The sequence below is a fragment of the Streptomyces sp. NPDC058955 genome (assembly GCF_042741435.1).
Classification (GTDB): domain Bacteria; phylum Actinomycetota; class Actinomycetes; order Streptomycetales; family Streptomycetaceae; genus Streptomyces.
The window spans coordinates 1-19005 of sequence record NZ_JBHYKM010000126.1 but is presented as its reverse complement, the minus strand read 5'-3'; the positions used below and the strand labels follow the sequence as shown (position 1 = coordinate 19005).

Annotated in this window: 19 protein-coding genes; 6 read left to right on the top strand and 13 right to left on the bottom strand. The window is 74.7% G+C overall.

Features of this window, described 5'->3' with window-relative positions:
* Window positions 1-120 precede the first annotated feature (120 nt).
* From ACFW1I_RS32635 to argC, 5 genes are read right to left on the bottom strand one after another with little or no spacing between them, the layout of a single operon-like run.
* Complete coding sequence (locus ACFW1I_RS32635) at window positions 121-657, bottom strand: arginine repressor (RefSeq protein ID WP_030756161.1); 537 nt, start codon at window positions 655-657, stop codon at window positions 121-123.
* Window positions 658-706: 49 nt separating this feature from the next.
* On the bottom strand, window positions 707-1888 hold the full coding sequence (locus ACFW1I_RS32630) for an acetylornithine transaminase (RefSeq protein ID WP_384676731.1): 1182 nt from the start codon (window positions 1886-1888) through the stop codon (window positions 707-709).
* The gene (argB, locus tag ACFW1I_RS32625; protein ID WP_384676729.1) at window positions 1885-2790 is read right to left on the bottom strand and encodes an acetylglutamate kinase; all 906 of its coding nucleotides are present in this window, start codon (window positions 2788-2790) and stop codon (window positions 1885-1887) included. Before argB ends, ACFW1I_RS32630 begins: the two co-directional genes overlap by 4 nt.
* Complete coding sequence (gene argJ / locus ACFW1I_RS32620) at window positions 2787-3977, bottom strand: bifunctional glutamate N-acetyltransferase/amino-acid acetyltransferase ArgJ (protein ID WP_384676727.1); 1191 nt, start codon at window positions 3975-3977, stop codon at window positions 2787-2789. Before argJ ends, argB begins: the two co-directional genes overlap by 4 nt.
* Complete coding sequence (argC, locus tag ACFW1I_RS32615) at window positions 3974-5002, bottom strand: N-acetyl-gamma-glutamyl-phosphate reductase (RefSeq protein ID WP_384676725.1); 1029 nt, start codon at window positions 5000-5002, stop codon at window positions 3974-3976. The genes argJ and argC overlap by 4 nt, the downstream gene beginning before the upstream one ends.
* A gap of 177 nt (window positions 5003-5179) precedes the next feature.
* On the opposite strand from argC, the gene ACFW1I_RS32610 reads away from it, so the two are divergent.
* Together ACFW1I_RS32610 and ACFW1I_RS32605 are read left to right on the top strand one after the other, a co-directional pair.
* Window positions 5180-5692, top strand: coding sequence for a MarR family winged helix-turn-helix transcriptional regulator (locus ACFW1I_RS32610; protein WP_384676723.1), 513 nt, complete (start codon window positions 5180-5182; stop codon window positions 5690-5692).
* Window positions 5689-6156: a MarR family transcriptional regulator gene (locus tag ACFW1I_RS32605; RefSeq protein ID WP_384676721.1), complete on the top strand. Its 468-nt coding sequence runs from the start codon at window positions 5689-5691 to the stop codon at window positions 6154-6156. The genes ACFW1I_RS32610 and ACFW1I_RS32605 overlap by 4 nt, the downstream gene beginning before the upstream one ends.
* Window positions 6157-6605: 449 nt before the next feature.
* Here ACFW1I_RS32605 and ACFW1I_RS32600 read toward each other — a convergent pair whose 3' ends face one another.
* On the bottom strand, window positions 6606-8252 hold the full coding sequence (locus ACFW1I_RS32600) for an SMI1/KNR4 family protein (RefSeq protein ID WP_384676719.1): 1647 nt from the start codon (window positions 8250-8252) through the stop codon (window positions 6606-6608).
* Window positions 8253-8394: 142 nt separating this feature from the next.
* Here ACFW1I_RS32600 and ACFW1I_RS32595 point away from each other — a divergent pair, with 142 nt between their 5' ends.
* Window positions 8395-9231, top strand: a complete 837-nt coding sequence (locus ACFW1I_RS32595; protein WP_384676717.1) for a sigma factor-like helix-turn-helix DNA-binding protein — start codon at window positions 8395-8397, stop codon at window positions 9229-9231.
* A 34-nt stretch (window positions 9232-9265) separates the two neighbouring features.
* Here ACFW1I_RS32595 and ACFW1I_RS32590 read toward each other — a convergent pair whose 3' ends face one another.
* The 4 genes from ACFW1I_RS32590 to ACFW1I_RS32575 form a co-directional block, all read right to left on the bottom strand.
* Window positions 9266-10417 (bottom strand): methyltransferase, encoded by a 1152-nt coding sequence (locus ACFW1I_RS32590; protein ID WP_384676715.1) that lies wholly within the window; start codon window positions 10415-10417, stop codon window positions 9266-9268.
* Window positions 10418-10484: 67 nt separating this feature from the next.
* Complete coding sequence (locus tag ACFW1I_RS32585; protein ID WP_384676713.1) at window positions 10485-11078, bottom strand: histidine phosphatase family protein; 594 nt, start codon at window positions 11076-11078, stop codon at window positions 10485-10487.
* 68 nt (window positions 11079-11146) lie between these two features.
* Window positions 11147-11590 carry a GNAT family N-acetyltransferase gene (locus tag ACFW1I_RS32580; protein ID WP_384676711.1) on the bottom strand — a complete coding sequence of 148 codons (444 nt, stop codon included), beginning with the start codon at window positions 11588-11590 and terminating at the stop codon, window positions 11147-11149.
* 90 nt (window positions 11591-11680) lie between these two features.
* Window positions 11681-13114 (bottom strand): PLP-dependent aminotransferase family protein, encoded by a 1434-nt coding sequence (locus ACFW1I_RS32575; RefSeq protein ID WP_384676709.1) that lies wholly within the window; start codon window positions 13112-13114, stop codon window positions 11681-11683.
* On the opposite strand from ACFW1I_RS32575, the gene ACFW1I_RS32570 reads away from it, so the two are divergent.
* Together ACFW1I_RS32570 and ACFW1I_RS32565 are read left to right on the top strand one after the other, a co-directional pair.
* A complete protein-coding gene (locus tag ACFW1I_RS32570) occupies window positions 13113-14063 on the top strand; it encodes a DMT family transporter (RefSeq protein ID WP_384676707.1) in 951 nt (316 codons plus the stop codon). The genes ACFW1I_RS32575 and ACFW1I_RS32570 overlap by 2 nt on opposite strands.
* Before the next feature lie 79 nt (window positions 14064-14142).
* Entirely contained in the window at window positions 14143-14340 is a 198-nt protein-coding gene (locus ACFW1I_RS32565; protein ID WP_384676705.1) for a DUF1918 domain-containing protein, read from the top strand.
* A gap of 27 nt (window positions 14341-14367) precedes the next feature.
* On the opposite strand, the gene ACFW1I_RS32560 is transcribed toward ACFW1I_RS32565, so the two are convergent.
* A complete protein-coding gene (locus ACFW1I_RS32560) occupies window positions 14368-15657 on the bottom strand; it encodes a glycoside hydrolase family 10 protein (RefSeq protein WP_384676703.1) in 1290 nt (429 codons plus the stop codon).
* A gap of 172 nt (window positions 15658-15829) precedes the next feature.
* On the opposite strand from ACFW1I_RS32560, the gene ACFW1I_RS32555 reads away from it, so the two are divergent.
* Window positions 15830-16690 carry a 3-hydroxybutyryl-CoA dehydrogenase gene (locus ACFW1I_RS32555; protein ID WP_384676701.1) on the top strand — a complete coding sequence of 287 codons (861 nt, stop codon included), beginning with the start codon at window positions 15830-15832 and terminating at the stop codon, window positions 16688-16690.
* Between the two features lie 118 nt (window positions 16691-16808).
* On the opposite strand, the gene ACFW1I_RS32550 is transcribed toward ACFW1I_RS32555, so the two are convergent.
* Together ACFW1I_RS32550 and ACFW1I_RS32545 are read right to left on the bottom strand one after the other, a co-directional pair.
* Window positions 16809-17339, bottom strand: a complete 531-nt coding sequence (locus ACFW1I_RS32550) for an NUDIX hydrolase (protein ID WP_384676699.1) — start codon at window positions 17337-17339, stop codon at window positions 16809-16811.
* 62 nt (window positions 17340-17401) lie between these two features.
* Entirely contained in the window at window positions 17402-18742 is a 1341-nt protein-coding gene (locus ACFW1I_RS32545; RefSeq protein WP_384676697.1) for a transcriptional regulator, read from the bottom strand.
* Between the last annotated feature and the right edge of the window lie 263 nt (window positions 18743-19005).

Below are 19005 nucleotides of genomic sequence, written 5' to 3'. Positions count from 1 at the left end.
TTTTATATCGACGCGCGCGTGGGGGGGGGTCGGGGGTGGGGGGTCGGGGGGGGGGGGGCCCCAACCGGGCGGGCCCCGGGGGGGGGGGCCCCCGGGCGGTCACGCGCTACTGAACGGCGCTCAGTTCCCCTTCTGCGCGAGGCGCAGCAGGTGGTCGGCGAGCGCCTGACCGCCCGTCGGGTCGCGGGAGATGAGCAGCAGGGTGTCGTCGCCCGCGATGGTGCCGAGGATCGCGTGGAGTTCGGCCTGGTCGATGGCGGACGCGAGGAACTGGGCGGCGCCCGGCGGGGTCCTGAGCACCACCAGGTTGGCGGACGCCTCGGCGGAGATGAGGAGTTCGCCGGAGAGCCGGCGCATCCGCTCCTCCTTGGCGGACTCGCCGAGCGGGGCCTGCGGGGTGCGGAAGCCGCCCTCGCTGGGGACCGCGTAGATCAGCTCGCCGCCGGTGTTGCGGATCTTCACCGCGCCGAGCTCGTCGAGGTCGCGGGAGAGCGTCGCCTGGGTGACGCTCAGCCCGTCGTCCGCGAGGAGCTTGGCGAGCTGGCTCTGCGACCGCACCGGCTGCCGGTTGAGGATGTCGACGATCCTGCGGTGGCGTGCGGTGCGGGTCTGCGGGACCGACGGCCCTCCGTGCTCGTTCCCCTGCGCGTCGGTCATCGTCGCCTCATTCTCCGGTTCGTCCTTGCCCGTTCGCCTCGTACGCCTGCTACGCCTCGTACGCCTTGTCGAGGACGGCCGGCAGGGCCCGGAGGAAGGTGTCCGCCTCGGCGTCGGTGAGGACCAGCGGAGGCATGATCCGTACGACGTCGGGGGCGGGCGCGTTCACCAGGAGGCCGGCGTCCTGAGCCGCCTGCTGCACCTGGGGCGCGAGGGGCTCGGTGAGCACGATACCCAGCAGGAGGCCCGCACCACGGACATGGGAGACCAGCGGGTGCCCGAGGCCCTCGATTCCGGAGCGCAGCCGCTCGCCGACGGACTTGACGTGGTCGAGGGCCGCGTCGGCTCCGAGGGTGTCGAGGACGGCGAGGCCGGCGGCGCAGGCGACCGGGTTGCCGCCGAAGGTGGTGCCGTGGTGGCCGGGGGCGAACAGCTCGGCGGCCGCGCCGAAGGCGACGGTGGCGCCGAGCGGCAGGCCGCCGCCGAGCCCCTTGGCCAGGGTGACGACGTCGGGGTCGACGCCCTCGTGGGCCTGGTGCTCGAACCAGTGGCCGCAGCGCCCGATGCCGGTCTGCACCTCGTCGAGGACGAGGAGGGTGCCGGTGGCGCGGGTGATCTCGCGGGCGGCCTTCAGGTAGCCGGGCGGCGGGACGACGACGCCGTTCTCGCCCTGGATGGGCTCGATGACGACGAGGGCCGTCTCCTCGGTGACGGCCGCCCTCAGCGCCTCCGCGTCGCCGTACGGGACGTGGGTGACGTCGCCGGGCAGCGGCAGGAACGGGGCCTGCTTGCCGGGCTGGCCGGTGAGGGCGAGGGAGCCCATGGTGCGGCCGTGGAAGCCGCCCTCGGTGGCGACCATGTGGGTCCGGCCGGTGAGCCGGCCGATCTTGAACGCGGCCTCGTTGGCCTCGGCGCCCGAGTTGCAGAAGAAGACCCGGCCCGGCCGGCCGAAGAGGCCGAGGAGCCGTTCGGCGAGCGCCACGGGCGGTTCGGCGACGAAGAGGTTGGAGACGTGGCCGAGGCTCCGGATCTGGCGGGTGACCGCCTTGACGACCGCCGGGTGGGCGTGGCCCAGCGCGTTCACCGCGATGCCGCCGACGAAGTCCAGGTACTCGGTGCCGTCGGCGTCCCACACCGTGGCGCCCTCGCCGCGGACCAGGGGCAGGCGCGGGGTGCCGTAGTTGTCCATGAGCGAGCCCTGCCACCGCTCGGTCAGCCGGTCGTTGCTCACGCTTCCCCCTCTGTGTCCGGCACGACCATCGTGCCGATGCCCTCGTCGGTGAAGATCTCCAGCAGGATGGAGTGCTGGACGCGCCCGTCGATCACGCGGGCGGTGGTGACGCCGTTGCGGACGGCGTGCAGGCAGCCCTCCATCTTGGGGACCATGCCGCTGGAGAGCTCGGGCAGCAGCTTCTCCAGCTGGCTCGCAGTGAGCCGGCTGATGACCTCGTCGCTGTTCGGCCAGTCCTCGTAGAGGCCCTCGACGTCGGTCAGGACCATCAGGGTCTCGGCGCCCAGCGCCGCAGCGAGTGCCGCAGCCGCCGTATCAGCATTGACGTTGTAGACATGTCCGTCGTCCTGGGAGCGGGCGATGGAGGAGACGACCGGGATGCGGCCGTCCTCCAGGAGCGCCTGGATGGCGCCGGTGTCGATGGCGGTGATCTCGCCGACGCGGCCGATGTCGACCCGTTCGCCGCCGATCTCCGGCAGGTGCTTGGTGGCGGTGATGGTGTGGGCGTCCTCGCCGGTGAGGCCGACGGCGAGCGGGCCGTGCTGGTTGAGCAGCCCGACGAGCTCGCGCTGGACCTGGCCGGCGAGCACCATCCGTACGACGTCCATGGCGTCCTCGGTGGTGACCCGCAGGCCCGCCTTGAACTCGCTGACGATGCCGTGCCGGTCGAGGGCGGCGCTGATCTGCGGGCCGCCGCCGTGCACGACGACCGGCTTGAGGCCGGCGTGCCGCAGGAAGACGACGTCCTGGGCGAAGGCCGCCTTCAGCTCGTCGTCGATCATGGCGTTGCCGCCGAACTTGATGACGACGGTCTTGCCGTGGTGGCGGGTGAGCCAGGGCAGGGCCTCGATCAACGTCTGGGCCTTCGGGAGGGCGGTGTGCTTCCGCGTGGCGTTGGTCATGACGAGTACGCGCTGTTCTCGTGGACGTAGTCGGCGGTCAGGTCGTTGGCCCAGATCACGGCGGACTCGGAGCCGGCGGCCAGGTCGGCGGTGACGACGACCTCCCGGTAGCGCATGTCGACGAGGTCGCGGTCCTCGCCGACGGAGCCGTTCTTGCAGACCCAGACGCCGTTGATGGCGACGTTCAGCTCGTCGGGCTCGAAGGCGGCGGAGGTGGTGCCGATGGCGGAGAGCACCCGGCCCCAGTTGGGGTCCTCGCCGTGGATGGCGCACTTGAGGAGGTTGTTGCGGGCGATGGAGCGGCCGACCTCGACGGCGTCGTCCTCGGTGGCCGCGTTGATCACCTCGATCCGGATGTCCTTGCTGGCGCCCTCGGCGTCGCCGATCAGCTGGCGGGCGAGGTCGGCGCAGACCTCCCGGACGGCCTCGGCGAAGTCGTCCTGGGCCGGGGTGATGCCGGAGGCGCCGGAGGCGAGCAGGAGGACGGTGTCGTTGGTGGACATGCAGCCGTCGGAGTCGACCCGGTCGAAGGTGAGCCGGGTGGCGGTCCGCAGGGCGGCGTCCAGGCCCTTGGCGTCCACGTCGGCGTCGGTGGTGAGGACGACGAGCATGGTGGCGAGGCCGGGGGCGAGCATGCCCGCGCCCTTCGCCATGCCGCCGACCGTCCAGCCTCCCCCGGACTCCGTCCGGGGGGACCCCCAGGTGACCACGGCGGTCTTGTGGACGGTGTCGGTGGTCTTGATGGCGATGGCGGCCTTCTCGCCGCCGTGCGCGGAGAGTTCGGCGGCGGCCTTCTCGACGCCCGGGAGGAGCTTGTCCATGGGGAGGAGGACGCCGATGAGGCCGGTGGAGGCGACGGCGACCTCGCCGGCGCCGACCTCGGTGCCCCGGCCGCTGAGGACCTCGGCGACCTTCTCGGCGGTGGCGTGGGTGTCCTGGAAGCCCTTCGGGCCGGTGCAGGCGTTGGCGCCGCCCGAGTTGAGGACGACGGCGGTCAGCTCGCCGTCGGCGAGGACCTGCTGGGACCAGACGACCGGGGCGGCCTTGACGCGGTTGGACGTGAAGACTCCCGCGGCGGCGCGGCGCGGCCCGGTGTTGACCACGAGGGCCAGGTCCGGGTTGCCGTTCTGCTTGATCCCGGCGGCGATGCCCGCCGCCGTGAATCCCTGCGCTGCGGTGACGCTCATGGAGCGACTCCAATCGTGGAGAGTCCGGTGTCCTCGGGAAGGCCGAGGGCGATGTTCATGCTCTGCACCGCGCCGCCGGCGGTGCCCTTGGTGAGGTTGTCGATGGCGCTGATCGCGATGATCCGGTGCGCGTTCGCGTCGTACGCGACCTGGATGTGAACGGCGTTGGAACCGTGGACGGACGCCGTGGCGGGCCACTGCCCCTCGGGCAGGAGGTGGACGAACGGCTCGTCCGCGTACGCCTTCTCGTAGGCGGTGCGGACGGCCTCGGCGGTCACCCCGGGCTTCGCGGCGGCGGTGCAGGTGGCGAGGATGCCGCGGGGCATCGGGGCCAGGGTCGGGGTGAAGGAGACCGAGACCCGCTCGCCGGCCGGGCCGCTGAGGTTCTGGATCATCTCGGGGGTGTGCCGGTGGCCGCCGCCGACGCCGTACGGGGTCATGTTGCCCATCACCTCGCTGCCGAGCAGGTGCGGCTTGAGGGCCTTGCCGGCGCCGGAGGTGCCGGAGGCGGCGACGATCACGGCCTCGGGGGCGGCGAGCCCGTCCGCGTACGCCGGGAAGAGGGCGAGCGAGACGGCGGTGGGGTAGCAACCGGGCACCGCGATGCGCTTGGACCCCTCCAGCGCGGCGCGGGCGCCCGGCAGTTCGGGGAGGCCGTAGGGCCAGGTGCCGGCGTGCGGGGAGCCGTAGTACGTCTCCCAGTCGGCCGGGTCCTTCAGCCGGAAGTCGGCGCCCATGTCGACGACGAGGACGTCCGGGCCGAGCTGCTCGGCGACGGCGGCGGACTGGCCGTGCGGCAGGGCGAGGAAGACGACGTCGTGGCCGGCCAGCTCCTCGGCGGTGGTCGGCGCGAGGACGCGGTCGGCGAGCGGCAGCAGATGGGGCTGGAGGCCGCCGAGCTTCTGGCCGGCGTTGGAGTGGCCGGTCAGGGTGCCGATCTCGACGTGGGGGTGCGCGAGGAGAAGGCGCAGGAGTTCCCCGCCCGCGTATCCGCTCGCGCCTGCGACTGCTGCTCGTACCGTCATCGAAACCCTCCTCATGGATGGCATGACTATACGTGGCGTCGTAGTTTTATGCAATCAGGTGTGTGAGGCCGCGCGGAGGCTTCACTCTCCAGGGTGCCGGGGGGCGTGGCGGGCCGCATCCACGACCGGCCCCGGATTTAGTAGCCATGGACATAGTAGCCATGTACTGTATCCGTCATGAGCAAGGGATCCCCGGGCCCCACGCCCGGCTTTCTGGTGTGGCGGCTCGCCAACAAGTGGCGGGTCGCGGTCGACCGCGCGGTGGCGCCGCTGGGCCTCACCCACGCGCAGTACTCGCTGGTCGCGTCGTTGCACGGCATGCAGCGCGCCGGAGAGCGGCCCAGCCAGCGGCGGCTCGCCGACCACACCGGGATGGAGGCGCTGTACGTCTCCAAGCTCGCCCGCTCCCTGGAGTCGGCCGGGCTCATCGAGCGCGTACGGGACCCCCGGGACCCGCGCGCCGTACAGCTCTCGCTCACCGAGGAGGGGCGGACCGTCACCCGGCGGGCCGTCGCCGTGGTGCAGGACCTGCTCCAGCAGCTCCTGGAACCGCTGGGCGGCCTCGACGCGGAACGGACCCGCGCGTTCACCGACGAGCTGACGGCCCTGCTCGACGTCTCCCTCGTTCCCTCCGCACTCGAACAGACCGGCACGACCACCGACGAGACCACTCAGGGGGCAACACCATGACCACGACGACGACCACGACCACGACCGCCGCCGACGCCCGCATGCTCGGCCTCGCCCACTACGCGGCCCGGGGCGTCCTGGAGCACGTCCTGGGCCGGCACGGCGCCACGTTCCTGCAGCAGATCGCGCTGCGCGCGGCGGCCACCGCCGAGACCCCGCTGACCGCGGACGAGCTCGTCGCCCGGGTCCGCGCGAGCGTCAAGGGCGACCCGGCGGACGCCCGTGCCGCCCTCGACGCCCTGGTGGCCAAGGCCCTGCTCGTCGCCGACGGCCCCCATCTGCTCCCCACGGACGCCGGCCGCGAGCTGCTCGCCACCGTCGCCGCCGAGGCGGCGCCCCTCTCCGCCCGCGTCTGGGGCGGCATCCCGCCCGAGGACCTGGCGGCCGCCGGCCGCGTCCTCGCCCTCGTCACCGAGCGCGCCGACCGGGAACTCGCGGCGCTGGAGCGCGCGTCGGAGGTCTGACGACCGGTCGGCGCGACCTTCCCGGCACCGGAACTGTGGGCTCCGTCATGGCCCTTGAGGGGCTTCTCCTGGTGAGGTCGCGGGATGACGCTTCTCGTGCTCCTCGTCGTCGTGTCCCTCGTCGGGGTCGGGCTCGCCGGATACGGCTTCGGCCGGCTCGGGCAGGCCGGGGTGCGGCGGGCCGGGCGGCGGACGCGGTTGCGGTGCGGCGCCGCGCTGGCGGCGGCCGCCGCCGCCGCGCTGTACACCTGGGGGCTGCTCGGCGTCGGGCTCGCCGTGCTCGACACGGACGACAGCGGCACCGACGCCTTTCCGCCCCGGCCCTGCCGGGTGGCGGGCGACCCGGAGGCCGCGGCGGACGTGGTGGGCCACCGGGTCGCGTACCTGCCGCCTCGGTACCTCTGTGAGCTGCGGGGCGGCGGCAGCCGTACGACCGGCGACGGGCCCGGCTACGTCGGCCCGGGGGTGCTCGGGCTCGTCGGGGTCGCGTCCGTCTGTCTGTTCCTCGCGGAGGCGGGGACGGGTGCGGCGGGGAGGGCTCCCTCGGCCCGGAAGGCATCCAGGGGGTGACCCAGCCGGGCGGCCAGCTCCAGCGTCTCGTCCAGCCCGGCGTCCGGCTCGCCGAGACCCACGGCGGCAAGACCCGCCGGCGCTCCGCCCGCGTCGAGCAGCGCCGCCCACTGACGCCGGTCCAGCACCAGGTAGCGCAGCCCGGGCAGCTCCGCGAGGACCGACGGGTCGGCGAGCGGCACCCCGCTCAGGGCCAGGCCGCAGAGGCCGGGGACCGTACGGAGCGGGGCCAGGTCGACCGGTGCGGCGGCGCCCGTCAGGCGCAGGGCGCGGAGGCGGGGATGACCGGCGAGCGGGGCCAGGCCGCCCGCCGTGCCGGTCAGGGCGGTGGTCAGCGACTCGACCGGGGTCGTACGGAGCGGGGTCAGGTCCCGGGCCGACGCCCCGCCGTAGAGGGTCACCCGGCGCAGGGACGGGGCGCCCGCGAGGGCGCCGAGGTCGACGGGGCCGTCCGCGCCGCGCGCCTCGACCTCCTGCACCTGCGGGCCGGGCGGCTCCGCCACCGGGCCGGGGCGCGGCCGGAGCCGCTGGGCGGAGCTGAGGGCGCGGTCGAGCCAGACGTTCCCGTCGGCGACCTCGTACGCGCCCCGCTCCAGCTCGCCGAGCGCCCACCGCAGCAGCGCCGTGACCGACTCCGTGAGGTACGTGGCGCCGTGGGCGTGGTCGCGGCCGATCACGATCACCTGTCCGGGGTGACCGTGCCGGGCCGGGGCCAGGTCCACCGCCCGGTAGTTCCCGTCCTCGTTGGTGAGGAACGGGATCCGGGTGGGATCGCCGGTGCAGCGCCGCACCCGCCCGGGCGGTTCGGCGTCGAGGATCACCGCGTCCCAGCCGAGGCTCCAGCCCATCCAGTCCGGCACCGCCTGGTGCGCGTGGGCGGCGACCATCCCGTCGAGGCCCAGCCAGCCCGCCTCGCCCAGGACGTCGCGGTGCCTGCCGTCGACCAGGTCGCCGTCGGCGAGGGCGTACAGGGCGCGGAGGTCGGCGGGCAGCCGGGCGCCGAGCCGCCGCTCGGCCGCATCGATCGCGCTCTCGCGCGCGGGCGCGGGCAGTCGCTCGGGACCGCCGAGGAGCGCGGCTCGCCGCGCGAGGATCGCGCGGAAGAGCGCGACCGCCTCCTCGGGGTCGCCGGCCGGGGCCGCCGTGCCGGTCTCCTCTGCCAGCCCCGGCTCGGGCAGCCGGGCGGCGGGGTCGAGGATGATCCCGCCGTCGCCCAGACCGGGCCGCGTGCCCGCCGTGGGGGCGACGACCAGGCGGTACGTCCCGTCGGCGGCGCACTCCAGCTCGGCGGTGCTGCCGGACGTCCCGCACGACTCCCGCAGGACCCGGGCGGGTTCGACGAGGCGGCGGTGCACGGTCCGCAGCGGCAGCCGCTGGTGTCCGCCGTCCCCCGTCTCGTACCCGCCCCCCATCGAGATCCCGCCGTCGCTCTCCCGCCAGTGGAACGCGGCCCGCCGCCATCCCTCCGGCGCGGCGTCGGCGAACACCGCGACGATCTCCTCGACCGCCCGCTCCCGCTCCGTCATCCCGGCCCCTCCCCCGCGTCCCGTGTGTCGCTGCCTCGATCGTGACACCCGGCACCGACAGCGCCCCTCCCGGCCCCGCGTCACAACGGCCCGCGCCGGCCCGTCAATCCGGTGACGGAACCTGACGGGAAGTGAGAGCCCTATGCACGACGACGCTGTGGTGACCGCGCTGGGCGCGTGGTTCGACGCCGACGAGGAGCGGCTGCGGGACGTGGCCCTGCGGCTCCTGGGCGCGGGGGCGGAGGGGGCGGCGGAGGCCGTCCTCGGCCGGGTCAGGGCGGGCCTCGGCGCGGACGCCCCGGCGGTGGCGCGGCTCTGTCTGACGGCTCTGGTCGCCCGCGCGTGCCTCGACGCCGGCGGGCACGCGCGCGGGGCGGCGGGGCGCGACCGGGCGGCGCCGGAACGGGTGCCGGACGACCTGGACGAGACCGTCCTGATCGGTTTCCTCGCCGTGCTGGACCGGCTCGACGCCCGTCAGCGGCTCGCGTACCTCCTCCACGACGTCTTCGGGCTGGCCCCCGGGGAGACCGCCCGGGTCATGGGCGGGTCGGCCGCCGACGCCGCCCGGCGCGCGCGGCGGGCCCGGGAGCGGCTGCGGGGCGGCGGCCCGGCGGGAGACGGGGGTGATCCGGGGCGGCTGCGGGCGCTCGTGGACGCCTTCCTGGCCGCCGCACGCGCGCGGGACGCCGTCGCGCTGGCCGGGCTGCTCGATCCGGAGGCGGTCGCGTACGCGGAGCGGGGTCCGGTGCACGGGGCCGCGGCGGTGGCCCTGGCGGCCTCGGCGGCCCTGGCGGCGCGGCCGGGTGACGCGGTGCGGCCCGCGCTGGTCGACGGCTCGGTCGGGGTGGTGGCGTTCGGGGCCGGACGTCCCGTCGCGGCGGTGGCGTTCGGCTTCCGCCGCGGCCGGATCGTCGGCCTCGACATCACGACGGACCCGGACCGCCTGCGCACCCTGGACCTGGTCTTCCCGGACGCCTGAGGGGCCGCCGCCGCCCCCGGCGGGCCCGGCCGCGTCAGCGCTTGACCGCGCGCAGGACCACGAACTTCGGGTCGCTCGCGACGAGTTCGCCGTTGCCGAAGATGCGGCGGAGCGTGACGTGGTAGCCGAGGTGGCGGTTGCCCACGACCCACAGTTCGCCGCCGGGCCGGAGCGCGCGCCGGGCGTCGGAGAACATCCGGCGGGCGGTGCGGTCGGTGGTGGCCTGGTGGCTGTGGAAGGGCGGGTTGTTGAGGACGAGGTCGAGGGAGCCGGCGGGGACGTCCGCGAGGCCGTCGCCGACGGTGAACTCCGCCTTGCGGTCCTCGCCCGCGTGGGTGCGGAAGTTCTCCTCGGCGGAGGCGACGGCCTGGTACGACTCGTCGGTGAAGAGCAGTTCGGCGTCGGGCTCGGCCAGGGCCACCGCGAGGCCGACGACGCCGTTGCCGCAGCCGAGGTCCGCCACGCGCGCGTGGCCGAGGCCGCGCGGCAGGTGGCCGAGGAGGAAGCGGGTGCCGATGTCGAGGCGGTCGGCGCAGAAGACGCCCGCCTGGTTGGCGACCGTGCGTCCGGCGAGGCCGGGCGCGGGGGTGTCGGCCGGGAGGGCGTACCGGTGCGGCCACGGGTTCGGCCCGGGCGCGGCGGCCGGGTCGGGGGTGGTGTGGATGAGCCGGGCCTTCTTCACCGCGAGCGAGGTGCGGGTGGGGCCGAGGATCCGCTCGAAGAGGGTCAGGGTGGAGGTGTGGATCTCCTTGACCATGCCGGTGCCGACGATCACCGTGTCCGCGTGGACGGCGGGGGCGAGCCGGTGCAGCTGGTCCTCCAGGAGCGCGAGGCTCTTGGGGACGCGGACGAGGAGGACGTCGATCCGCTCGGGCGGCGGGTCCTGGGTGGTGAGCAGCCGGACGGCGTCGGGGGCGGCGCCGGCCCGCGCGAGGTTGGCGCGGGTGGCCTCGCGGCCGAGGTACGAGTCGGAGATCTGGACGAGTGCCCCGGCCCCGGCGGCGTGCAGCGCGGTGACGAGCGCGCCCCAGCGGTCGCCGAGGACGGCGACGGTGCCGGAGAGGCCGGTGCCGGTCTCGGCCAGGTGGTTCAGCAGGTACTCGTCGGCCGCGTCCCAGGCGCGCAGCGGATCGCGCGGGTCCTCGGGGTGGCGGGTGAGCGTGACGTCGCCCCATGACGTGGTCAAACGGTTCATCGTGCCCCCAGGCTAGCCGGTCCGTCCGGGCCGGGGCGCCCGCCTCGGGTGCGGCGGCTCAGCGGAGGGCGGGGGCGTCCAGGTGGAGGTGCCAGGCGCCGGGGCGGCCGATGAGGGTGACGGTGGAGAGGGGGCGGACGTCGACGCTCCAGTAGGTGGCGGGTGCGGCCCGGAGGGCGTAGACGAGGGCGGCGCGGACGACGGAGGGTTCGGCGACGGCGACGACGGTGACGTCGCCGCCGGCGGGGTCGCCGTCGGGGCGGGTGTCGAGCCAGCCGCCGATGCGGGAGATGAAGGCGAGGAGGGGTTCGCCGCCGTGCGGGGCGGAGCGGGCGTCGGCGAGCCAGGCGTCGACGGCGGCCGGTTCGAGGGCGGCGACCTCGGCGAGGGTGAGCCCGCGCCAGCGGCCCATGTCGCAGTCGCGGAGGGCGGGCTGGGCGAGCGGGGCGTAGCCGAGGGCGGTGCCGGTGGCGCGGCTGCGGCGGGTCGGGGAGCAGTAGCGGAGTTCGGCCGCGCCGAGCGGGAGGAGCGCGGGCGCGGCGTGCTGCACCTCGTACCATCCGGCCTCGTCGAGCGGCCGGTCGTCGTCGAAGCGTTCGGCGAGCAGGGAGGAGCTGCGCGCCGCCGCGACCAGCGTGACCCGAAGACCCATGGCCGCGATCGTGAGGCCGGTGGGGCCCCGGGTCAAGGGGCGGGGCGGGGGGACCGGGAGGCCCGGGTTCAGTGCTGTCCGAGAGCCATCCACTTGTCCGGATTCTGCAGTGGCGTGAATCCGACCTTCTCGTAGACGCCGTGGGCGTCGGCGGTGGCGAGCATGATCCGGCGGAGCCCGTGGGGCTCCAGGTGGTCGCGGACGGCGGTGACGAGGGCGGTGCCGAGGCCGGTGCCGCGGGCCGGCCGGTCGACGTAGACGTCGCAGAGCCAGGCGAAGGTGGCGTGATCGGTGACCACGCGCGCGTAGGCGGCGAGTTCGCCGGTGTCGCGGTGGTAGGCGCCGAAGTTGAGCGAGCCGGCGATGGCCCTGTCCTGCTTCTCCCGGGTCCGGCCGAGGGCCCAGTACGCGTCGGTGGAGAGCCAGTGGTGGACGCGGGCCGCGTCCAGCCGGGCGGGGTCGGCCGAGATCTCGTACGTCCCGTGGAGGGTGGCGGTGGTGGTCTCGTTCATGGCCCGAGGATGCCGAAGCGCCGGGCACGTGTCAGGCGGGTTTTCCGGGCCGGCGCGGGGCGTGCGCGCGTCGGCCCGGGCCGCCCGGTGTCACGGAAGGAGTTCGTCCATGGCGGTCCGGAGCCTGCGGACGCCCTCGGCGATCTCCGTGGGCCCGGCGACACCCGCGAAACTCAGCCGGATGTGGCCGGCCGGGGGTTCGGCGCAGAAGTAGGGCCGGCCGGGGGCGGCGGTGACGCCGGCGCGCAGGGCGGCGGCGAGGAAGGTGGGCTCGGGGAGGGCGTCGGGGAGGCGGAGCCAGAGGTGGTAGCCGCCGGAGGGCACGTGGGGCAGGGCGAGTTCGGGGAGGTGGCGGGCGACGGCGGCGGTGAGGGTGTCGCGGCGGGCCTTCAGCTCCTGGGAGACGGTGCGCAGGTGGCGGGGCCAGGCCGGGGAGCCGACGAGTTCGAGGGCGGCCTCCTGGAGCGGGCGGGGGACGAAGAAGCTGTCGACGACCTGGATGGCGCGGAGCCGTTCGAGGACGGGGCCGCGGGCGGCGAGGGCGCCGACGCGGAGGCTCGCCGAGGTGATCTTGGTGAGGGAGCAGACGTGGACGACGACGCCGTCGGGGTCGTCGGCGGCGAGCGGCGGCGGGAGGGGTCCGGCGTCCTCGTGGACGAGTCGGCGGGCGAAGTCGTCCTCGACGACGAAGGCGCCGGCGGCCCGGGCGATGCGGACGACCTCGCGGCGGCGGTCCGGCGGGAGGAGGGCGCCGGTGGGGTTCTGGAAGAGCGGCTGGCAGACCAGGACCCGGGCGCCGGTCGCGCGGAAGGCGGCTTCGAGGAGGTCGGGGCGGATGCCGTCGGTGTCGGTGGGGACGGGCACCGGGCGCAGGCCGGCGGCGCGGGCGACGGCGAGCATGCCGGGGTACGTGGGCGACTCGACGAGCACGGGCGTGCCGGGCGCGGTGAGCGCGCGCAGCGCGGTGGTGAGGGCGGACTGGCCGCCGGCGGTGATGAGGATCTCGGCGCCGGTGACGCCGCCGCCGATCTCGCGGGCGAACCACTCGCGGAGGTCGGTGAGGCCGTCGGTGGGCGGCCGGCCCCAGGCGCCGGGGCGGCGGCCGGCCCGGGCGAGGGCGGCGGAGAGGGCCCGCTCGGGCTGGAGGGAGGGGTGGAGGTAGCCGCCGTTGAACTCGATGACGCCGGGCGGGGGCGCGGCGAGGGTGACGAGGACGCCGGAGGCGTCGACGGCGCGCGGGACGAGGTCGGAGGCGGCGTCGGCGCTGAGGGCCAGCTCCTGCCAGGAGGTGTCGCCGGCGGTGGCGGGGGCGCGGGTCTCGGCCCGGAAGGCGCCGGCGCCGGGGCGGGTGACGACGAGCCCCTCGGCGGCGAGCTGGGCGAGGGCGCGGGTGACGGTCACCGGGGAGACCCGGTAGCGCTCGACCAGGGTCCGGCTCGACGGCAGCTTTCCACCTGGAGAGTAGCGGTTGAGCTCCGCCTTCAGGGATTTCGCCAGTTCGGCCACACTGCTACGCTCATGCATGAGAGCACAGAATAGCGCTACTGCCCCGACGACGATAGCGGTCGACACGACGGCCGGACGTGCTCCCGCGACGGCGTCGGCCGCCGGGTCCACCCCGCTCCAGGGCACTCTGCTCGCCCTGCTCGGCGTGGTCTCCTTCTCGCTGACCTTCCCGTCCACGGTGTGGGGCCTGGAGAGCTTCGGCCCGTGGTCGCTGGTGGCCGTCCGCTCCACGCTCGCGGCGCTGATCGCCGGGGCGTTCCTGCTGGTGGGCCGGGTGCCGCTGCCGGAGCGCCGCCACTGGGCCGGGCTCGCGGTGGTCGCCGGCGGCGTGGTGATCGGCTTCCCGCTGCTGACCACGCTCGCCCTGCAGACCTCGACGACCTCGCACGCGGCCGTCGTGGTGGGCCTGCTGCCGCTGACCACGGCGACCTTCGCCGCGATCCGGACCGGCCGCCGCCCGTCCCGCACCTTCTGGCTCGCGGCCGTCTCCGGCGCCGCCGTCGTCATCGCCTTCACCGTCCAGCAGAGCGGCGGCGCGGTCTCCGCGGGCGACCTCTACCTCTTCGGCGCGCTGCTGGTCTGCGCCGCCGGCTACACCGAGGGCGGCCGGCTCGCCCGGCTGATGCCGGGCTGGCAGGTCATCGGCTGGGCGCTGGTGTTCTGCCTGCCGCTGACGGTCCCGGCGTCGGCGGTGGCCCTCGCCCTCGAACCGGTGCACCTGACCGCCCACGGCGTGATCGGCCTGGTCTGGGTGGCCGCCGGCTCCACCTTCTTCGGCCTGTACGTCTGGTACCGGGGCATGGCCGCGATCGGCATCCCGCGCGCCAGCCAGCTCCAGCTCGCCCAGCCGCTGCTGACGCTGTTCTGGTCGGTCTTCCTGCTCGGCGAGTCCCTGCCGCTGGCCGCGCCGGTCGCGGCGGTCGGCGTGCTGGTCTGCATCGCGGTGACCCAGCGCGCGAAGAGCTGACCCCCGGAGGCGGCGGGCAGTGGTGACCTGCGTCACAATGGCAGGCAGAGGCCCTATACGCGCGCGAGGAGGTCCCGCGATGCAGGCGAGTGTGGGCGACAAACTGCTGGTGCACGGCCGGACCGTAGGTCAGCACGACCGTACGGCCCAGGTCCTTGAGGTGATGGGGGAGAACGGCACTCCCCCGTACCGCGTCAAGTTCGAAGACGACGGTCACGAGGCCCTGATGTCGCCGGGCCCCGACACCGTCGTCCGCCACCCCGGACAGTCCCACTAGGCGGTCCCGCCGGGCGGCCCGCGCCGCCTAGGCGGTCCCCGGACGGCGCGGGGGCCGGGCCCGGGCCGGGTAGTGGTCGGCCACGGCGGTCGCGAGGGCGCCGTTGCGGTCCTCCGTGACCTCCTTCGCCGCGAAGAAGCAGTGCCCGCCGACGCCCGGCCGGTCCGCCGCCAGCGCGAGGTGCCGCGACAGCTCCTTCGGGTCCTGCCAGGCCTCCGGCTGGGCCGTGTCGCCCGCCTTGTACAGCGCCTCGCCGACGTAGAGCCCGACGCCCGTCCCCCGTACCGCCGCGTTCCACCAGTCGAGGAGCGTGGCGTAGTCGGTGGCGGGGTGGCCGATGTGCCAGTACAGCTGCGGCACCACGTGGTCGATCCAGCCCTCCGCGATCCATTTGCGGGTGTCCGCGTACAGGTCGTCGTAGGTGGCCACGCCGGCCCGGGTGTCCGAGCCCCGGGGGTCGTCGGCGATGTTCCGCCACACCCCGAAGGGGCTGATCCCGAAGGCCGTCCCCGGCCTGACCTCCTCGATCCGGGCCGCCATCTCCGAGACCAGCAGGTCGGTGTTGTGCCGCCGCCAGTCCGCGCGGTCGGGGAAGTCCGCGCCGTGCCGGGCGTACGCCTCGTCGTCCGCGAAGCGCTCCCCCGCCACCGGGTACGGGTAGAAGTAGTCGTCCCAGTGGACGGCGTCCAGGGCGTAGCGGCGCACCGCGTCGAGCATGGCGTCCTGGACGAAGCGCCGGACCTCGGGCAGACCGGGGTTGTAGTACAGCTTCCCGCCGTACGGGACGGTCCAGTCGGGGTGGCGCCGGGCCGGGTGGGAGGCGGTGAGCCGGGCCGGGTCCGTGTGGTTCGCCACCCGGTACGGGTTGAACCAGGCGTGCAGCTCCAGACCGCGCGCGTGCGCCTCCGTGACGGCGGTGCCCAGCGGGTCCCAGCCGGGGTCGCGGCCCTGGGTGCCGGTGAGGCACTGCGCCCAGGGTTCATGAGGCGAAGGCCACAGTGCGTCGGCGGTGGGCCGCACCTGGAGGACGACCGCGTTGAGCCGCCGCTCCACCGCCTTGTCCAGGTGGGCGAGGAGCTCGGCCTTCTGCTCGGCGGCGGTCAGACCGGCGCGGGACGGCCAGTCCCGGTTGGCGACCGTCGCCACCCACATGCCCCGGAATCCGCCGGAACGAGCGGACCGCGACGGCGTCCGGTCCCGGTCCCGCTCCCGTATCGAGGGGCGCCCGGCGGAGGCGCCGGAGGCACCCGGACCCACGACGGCGAATGCCGCTCCCGTGGCGGTCGTCACAAACCCTCTTCTCCCGATAGGCCGCACTTGTACCCCTCAGCTGTCGGATACGTCACACCCCCACGGACAGCATGCCCCCTCCCCGACCGATCGATCATCGCGCGAATCGGAGTAACGTCATGGGGTCGAGGCGTGCGTACCGGAATCACACGGGGGCCCGCCGCCAGAGAAGAGCGAAAGGCACGAGGTGACGGACTCCATGGCCGACATTGAGCGCGTCGGAGTGGTGGGCTGCGGCCAGATGGGCGCGGGCATCGCAGAGGTGTGTGCCCGGAGCGGCCTCGAGGTGAAGGTGGCCGAGACCACCGGCGAGGCCCTGGAGATCGGCCGCACCCGGCTGCTGAACTCGCTGACCAAGGCCGCCGAACGCGGCAAGATCAGCGAGGAGGAGCGGGACGCGGCGCTGGCCAACCTGAGCTTCACCACCGACCTGGGCGAGTTCGCCGACCGCGACCTCGTCATCGAGGCGGTCGTCGAGAACGAGCAGGTCAAGACCGAGATCTTCCAGGTCCTCGACCAGGTCCTGACCCGGCCCGACGCCATCCTGGCCTCGAACACCTCCTCCATCCCGCTGGTGAAGCTGGCCGTGGCGACCTCCCGCCCCGACCACGTCGTCGGCATCCACTTCTTCAACCCGGCCCCCGTGCAGAAGCTGGTCGAGCTGATCCCCGCCCTCACCACCTCCGAGGGCACGATCAGCCGGGCGCAGGCCTTCGCCGAGAAGGTGCTCGGCAAGCACGCGATCCGCGCCCAGGACCGCTCCGGCTTCGTCGTGAACGCCCTGCTCGTGCCGTACCTGCTCTCGGCGATCCGGATGTTCGAGTCCGGCATCGCGAGCCGCGAGGACATCGACAACGGCATGGAGTTCGGCTGCGCCCACCCCATGGGCCCCCTGAAGCTCTCGGACCTCATCGGCCTCGACACGATCGCCTCGATCGCCGACTCGATGTACTCCGAGTTCAAGGAGCCGCTGTACGCCGCTCCCCCGCTGCTCCAGCGGATGGTGGACGCGGGCCGGCTGGGCCGCAAGACGGGCTCCGGCTTCTACGTCTACTCCTGACCCGCCCCTGACGCCTCCGGCGTCCCACGATTGTCGCTCTCCGCGACCGGAACGGCCCGTACTCCCGCACAGGTACGGGCCGTTCGCCTTTCCCCTGTCACCCCCCCGGGGGGGGGTGTCAGCCGAGCCGCAGATGGCGGAGCATCAGCAGCCCCGCCGCCATGTTCGCGGCCGGGATCTCGCCCCGGGCGATCAGCTCGGGGACCTCCTTGAGCGGCACCCAGGCGCGCCGCGAGGACTCGAAGCCGTCGGCCGGCGGGCCGGTCCAGGTGGCCCGGTCCGTCCAGTAGAGGTGGTGCCGGGCGTCGCTGAGCCCGTTGGAGGGCTCGACGGTGAGGAGATGGCGCAGCGGCCCCGGCCGCCAGCCGGTCTCCTCCTCCATCTCGCGGGCGGCGGCGGCCTCGGGGGTCTCGCCGTCCTCGACGACGCCGGCGGCCAGCTCCCAGCCCCAGCTGTCGGTGATGAAGCGGTGGCGCCAGAGCATGAGGACCTCGTCGGCGTCGTTGACGACGGTCGCGACGGCGACGGGGCGGAGTCGGATCAGATAGTGGTCGAGGTGGCGGCCGTCCGGGAGTTCGACGTCCGCGAGGTTCACTCGGAACCAACGGTTTTCATAGACGGAGTGTTCACTCAGTTTCGTCCACTGCACGTTCTTGCCACCTTCCGACTGGTAGGCGCGTGTTCGGTGGCAATATCGCATCAGTTCGAGAGTCAGAGCGGAACGCGCAACGCCCCGTCGATCAGTTCCGCCGCCTCCCGCGCGTCCCCCGCGTCGCTGGCGAGCAGGTGCTCCCGGGCCTGCCGCAGCCGGTCCCGCAGCCGCCGCGACTCCATCCCGCGCGCCCGCTCGGTCATCTCGACCGCCGTGCGCGCCGCCGAGTCCGCCTCGCCCTGCCGCAGCTCGACCTGGCAGAGCAGCGCCAGCCGGTGCACCCGGCCCCGGTCGTGCGAGGGCGCCTCCGCCGCCGCGGCCGCCTGCTCGTACGCCCCCGCGAGATCACCCAGACTGAGGAGCGCCTCCGCGACCTGCACGTTGACGAATCCGGGCTGGACGTACCCGGTCTCGGCCGGCTCCGCCGCCGGCGCGATCCGCTCCGCCGTCGCCTCGGCCCGCCGGATGCAGTCGAGCGCCGCCCGCCCGTCGCCGAGCCGGGCGTACGCCTTCGCCTGCATCGCCGTCAGATCCGCCGCGAGCGCCGGGGTGACGGTCCCGTCCGCCGCCCGCAGCGCCGCCTCCGCGAAGGCCACCGCCTGCCGGAACTCCCCCAGCAGCAGTGACTGGTTGACCATCAGCGCGATCACGTACGCCCCGAACGCCCGGTCCCCGCTGGCCTTCGCGAGCCGCAGCGCCTGCTGGAAGTAGCGCTGCGCGAGGCCGTGCGCGTCGGCGTCGTAGGCGCAGATCCCGGCCACCGCCACCAGTCCCCCGGTGGCCCGGTGCAGGGAGCGCCCCAGGGCGTCGCTGTAGGAGCCGCGCAGCCGGGGCGTCGCCTCGGTGGTGAGGAAGCCGACGATCCGGGCGCGGGTCGCGATGCCGCCGGCCTTCCGGTACATCTGCTCGTAGTGCGTCCGGGCCGCGCTGAGCAGGGCGATGTCGGCGGGCTCCACCCGGGTCAGCCCCGTCCGGGAGACGTCGGTGTCCTCCGGCGGGTTCTCCCACTCCCACACCGGCATCACCGCCGGCGTGCCGGTCACCGCCGGGGCGGAGACCAGGTACGGGCGCTGCTGCTCGTCCGAACGCCACAGGGCGGTGGCCCGGTCGACGAAGCCCGACAGCGGAGTGCCGGGCGCGGGCGGTCCGCCGCCGGGCACACCGAGCCCGATGTCGTCGAGGGTGACGGGCCGGCCGAGCCGGGCCGCGAGCACCTCGCAGATCAGGTCGGGCACCTGGCCGCGCGGCCGCTGGCCCTTCAACCACCGCGCCACGGCGGTGTGTTCGTAACGCAGGGCAAGGCCCCTGGCCCGTCCGGCCCGGTTCACACGGTCGGCGAGCCCGGCGTTGGAGACGCCCGCCTCGTCCAGGAGGGCGTCGAGCAGGGTGTTGGGCTGCATGGCCCCTCCGGTCGCTCGGTGAACTCAGCGTAGCGGTGGCTGAATTCGCCCGGTGCGATTTCACACGGGGTGTGAATGAAGTACCCGTTCTTCCGGTCCGTGCGCGCTCCCGCCGGCGGAGCCGTGCCGCTTGACTGGGCTTCTCGCCGGAAGGCGAGAACGACCGGGCCGCCGGCTCCCCCTCGTACAGTGCGGTCGCCCGGTCCGCGGGGCCCGCCCCCCCGGTGAGGCCCGCCCACCCGGGGGGGGGGGGGGGGGGCCCG